This window comes from Tissierella pigra, assembly GCF_009695605.1.
GTDB classification, from domain to species: Bacteria; Bacillota; Clostridia; order Tissierellales; family Tissierellaceae; genus Tissierella; species Tissierella pigra.
On the sequence record NZ_VUNQ01000094.1, the window covers coordinates 1 to 3,758 of the forward strand.

Here is a 3,758-nt window from a genome sequence, read left to right on the forward strand (position 1 = left end):
TCTTAACGCCGATGGTACTTGGTTGGAAACGACCTGGGAGAGTAGGAAGTTGCCGGGCTACATATATATATAGAAGGCTCTATTACGTTGGTCGTAGTAGGGCTTTCTTTTTTTTATGACCTAACCCGATTTGTGTATTTTGCAAATCGATGGTAGGTCAAACGCAATGAGCACCAAATCTACATGAGCGTAGCGAGTGAATAGATTTGTGATGCGAGACTGCGTGGTCACTGTGTCAAACAGCTCAATCTAACGAACGAAGAGAGTTCTGGTAGGTCAAACGCACCTACGCTGTCCGTTTTGTCTACAATTCGTTACACTCATTGGACAAAAAGGCAACGAGAACCAAATCTATACGAGTGTAACGAGCAAATAGATTTGAGTTGCGAAACTGCGAAAGTACATATTACAAAATATCGCAGTCTCGTAATTAGTATAAGGTATACACTCATTTATATCAATCCTAGTAATTTTACAAAACTAGTAACTATAAAACAAGTTATAATACCAAATAAAGTTGGAAGCATAAAAGAAATAAAGGTCCATTTAAAACTTTGAGTTTCTTTCTTTATGGTTAAACAAGTAGTTGCACAAGGCCAGTGCATAAGGGAGAATAGCATAACATTTATAGCTGTTAACCAAGTCCAGCCATTTACTATAAGAAGCTCTTTCAATTGCACTAAGCTATCTAATTCAATTAAAGAACCTGTAGCCATATAACTCATAATTATAATTGGAATAACTATTTCATTTGCAGGAAAACCTAAAATAAATGCCATGAGAATATAACCATCTAATCCAATCAATTTTGCAAAAGGATTAAGAAAACTAGCAGAATAATTGAGTATACTAATATCATTAATAAATACATTAGCCATTATCCATATAATCAATCCTGCAGGAATAGCCACAGCCACAGCACGACCAAGAACAAACAACGTTCTGTCAAATATAGACCGAACTATGATTTTACCTACTTGTGGTTTTCTGTATGGTGGTAATTCCAATGTGAAATTTGAAGGGATTCCCTTTAATATAGTTTTAGATAACAGTTTAGATGATACTAAAGTCATAAAAATACCTAGTATTATGACTCCAGTGAGAATAAGAGTTAATACAACAGAACTTAAAGGACCATCTATAACTCCAGCGAAGAACATAGATATAATAGCTATTAATATAGGAAATCTTCCATTACATGGTACAAAATTATTTGTAATAATAGCTATTAATCGTTCTCTTGGGGAATCTATTATTCTACAACCAATTACACCTGCTGCATTACATCCGAATCCCATACACATAGTAAGTGCCTGTTTACCACAAGCACGGGATTTTTTGAAGAAATTATCAAGATTAAAGGCCACTCTAGGTAAATATCCTAAGTCTTCCAATAATGTAAACAATGGAAAAAATATTGCCATAGGTGGTAACATTACAGATACTACCCACGCTAGTGTACGATAAACTCCTAGTACTAATACTCCATGAATCCACTTAGGAGTGCCTAACCAATTGAAAAATATGGTTAATTTATTTTCTATCCAAAAAAAGCCTTTGGCAAGTAATTCAGAAGGAACATTAGCACCAGTAATTGTAATCCAAAATACTATGGAAAGAAGAAAAATCATAAGTGGGATTCCAAATGTTTTTGAAGTAAGATATTTATCTATTTTTCTATCAAAATCATTATAATTTGTATTTTGGAAAGAAACGACTTTACTACTAATATCTTCGGCAATATTTACAAGTCGGCTAACAACCTTATCACGAAAAACCTCTTGATCCATTCCTAAGGTATTTAGATAATCTATTGTATTATGGACTTTTTCCATCAATTCTCTATGTTCATTTAAATTAAATCCGATATGTTTATTTATTGAATTTATTAAAGTTGAGTCTCCTTCTATTAATTTTAGTGAAATCCATCTAGAATTAAGACTATTATCAATTAATAGATTAAGGACTGTATCAACTTCAGTAATTGCTTTTTCTATCTCCTTTTGGTATTTAATTTTAATAGGATTTAAATTAAGTTTATTTACAGATACATTGTAAATCTGATCCATTAAAGTTTCTAACCCCTTGCCTGTAATAGCACTAGTCCCTACTACTGGAACCCCAAGTTCATCAGATAATTTATCTAAATCTATATTTATATTTTTCCTTTTTGCCTCATCCATAAGATTTACACATACTACAACCTTTGAAGTAATTTCAAGAGACTGTAATACAAGATTTAAATTTCTTTCTAGACAAGTTGCATCTACCACTATGACTGTAGTATCTGGATTACCAAAACATATAAAATCTCTAGCCACTTCTTCCTCGATAGAGTTTGCCATTAAAGAATAAGTCCCAGGAATATCTACTAATATGAAGTTTTTATTATTGTATGAGTACATTCCATGGGCATTTGTAACGGTTTTACCAGGCCAATTGCCAGTATGCTGATTTAATCCAGTTAAGTTATTAAAGACTGTAGATTTTCCAACATTAGGGTTTCCACCTAAAGCAATAATTTTATCATGAGGTGTTAGCTTTTCTATTTTTAGTTCTGCTTCAAAACTTCCTATTCCCTTTGACATACATTCCCTAACCTCCTTATTAAAGTTTTTCTACTAAAATCATAGCTGCTAACTCAGAACGAAGTGCAATTACGGCTCCCCTTATGGAGTAAGCAACAGGATCACCAGAAGGACTCTGATGTAAGGGTTCAATTATGGTATTATCTATTATTCCTAAGTCTAGCATTCTTCTTCTTATTAAGCCCTCAGAAGTTAATTTCTTAACTTTACATTTCTCACCTATTGATAATGAACTAAGAGATATATAGTTATCAATCATATTAAAACCTCCTAAAAAAATTTAGCCGCGGGAAAACTTTCCCTATATCAAAATATGAAAATACTTTGTAAGTGTTACTCATATATATAAATAAAATATATTATTTTAATGTGGGGGTGATAAATTGGATAGTAATTTTTGGACTGTAAGGGGATACGAATTAAAAAGACATAATAAAGCCAATCTTACTCCAGCTTTAGAAGACTATCTTGAAATGATATACAGAAATACTTTAGTAGAATCATATATTCGTATAAATACATTGGCAAAACTATTAAATGTAAGAGATTCTTCTGCTTCAAAAATGGTAAAAAAACTTTGGGAACTAGGCTTAGTTGATTATGAGAAATATGGAATTGTAACTTTAACTGAAGAAGGAAAGAAAGAAGGAGAATTTTTATTAAATAGACATAATATTATAGAACAATTTTTATATTTCATAGGATGTGAAGACAATACTCTATTACAGACAGAGATGATAGAACATTATATTTCAACTAGTACAATTGAAAATATAGAAATTTTATATAATTTCTTTTATGATAACAGAGATATATTAGAGAGATATATTAATTATAGGGAAGCAAATTTGGAAAAATGAAGATGGTAAGGTAATAATTCTTCATCAATAATTGATAGCTGTTTAAATTGACTGTATAAAGCTAAATATGGTAAAATTTAGTCTATAATTACATACCTTTCCTTTGGGCAATTTTACTAGATAATTTAATTGTACCAAAAAGAAAGGTATTGTTTATATTAAAAAACCTTGAAAGTCATGGTATGATATGCTCCCCTTGTAGTAGACAGTTAAAATAATAAAACTGTTTACTGTAAGGAGGAGTATTTTTTATGGGAAGAAAAAGTAGCTTCACAATAGATGAAAAACTTGAATATATTCATAGATGTAT

Annotated in this window: 3 protein-coding genes; 1 reads left to right on the forward strand and 2 read right to left on the reverse strand. The window is 31.1% G+C overall.

The genetic code is table 11. The annotated features are described in order from the left end of the window. Positions 1-452 precede the first annotated feature (452 nt). Both feoB and FYJ83_RS19285 read right to left on the reverse strand, forming a co-directional pair. Entirely contained in the window at positions 453-2,588 is a 2,136-nt protein-coding gene (gene feoB, locus FYJ83_RS19280; protein ID WP_154443118.1) for a ferrous iron transport protein B, read from the reverse strand. 19 nt (positions 2,589-2,607) lie between these two features. Beyond that, positions 2,608-2,847 (reverse strand): FeoA family protein, encoded by a 240-nt coding sequence (locus FYJ83_RS19285; protein ID WP_154443119.1) that lies wholly within the window; start codon positions 2,845-2,847, stop codon positions 2,608-2,610. A gap of 124 nt (positions 2,848-2,971) precedes the next feature. Between FYJ83_RS19285 and FYJ83_RS19290 the strand changes: the two genes are divergently transcribed. Further along, positions 2,972-3,448 (forward strand): metal-dependent transcriptional regulator, encoded by a 477-nt coding sequence (locus tag FYJ83_RS19290; protein ID WP_154443120.1) that lies wholly within the window; start codon positions 2,972-2,974, stop codon positions 3,446-3,448. The last annotated feature ends 310 nt before the right edge of the window (positions 3,449-3,758 follow it).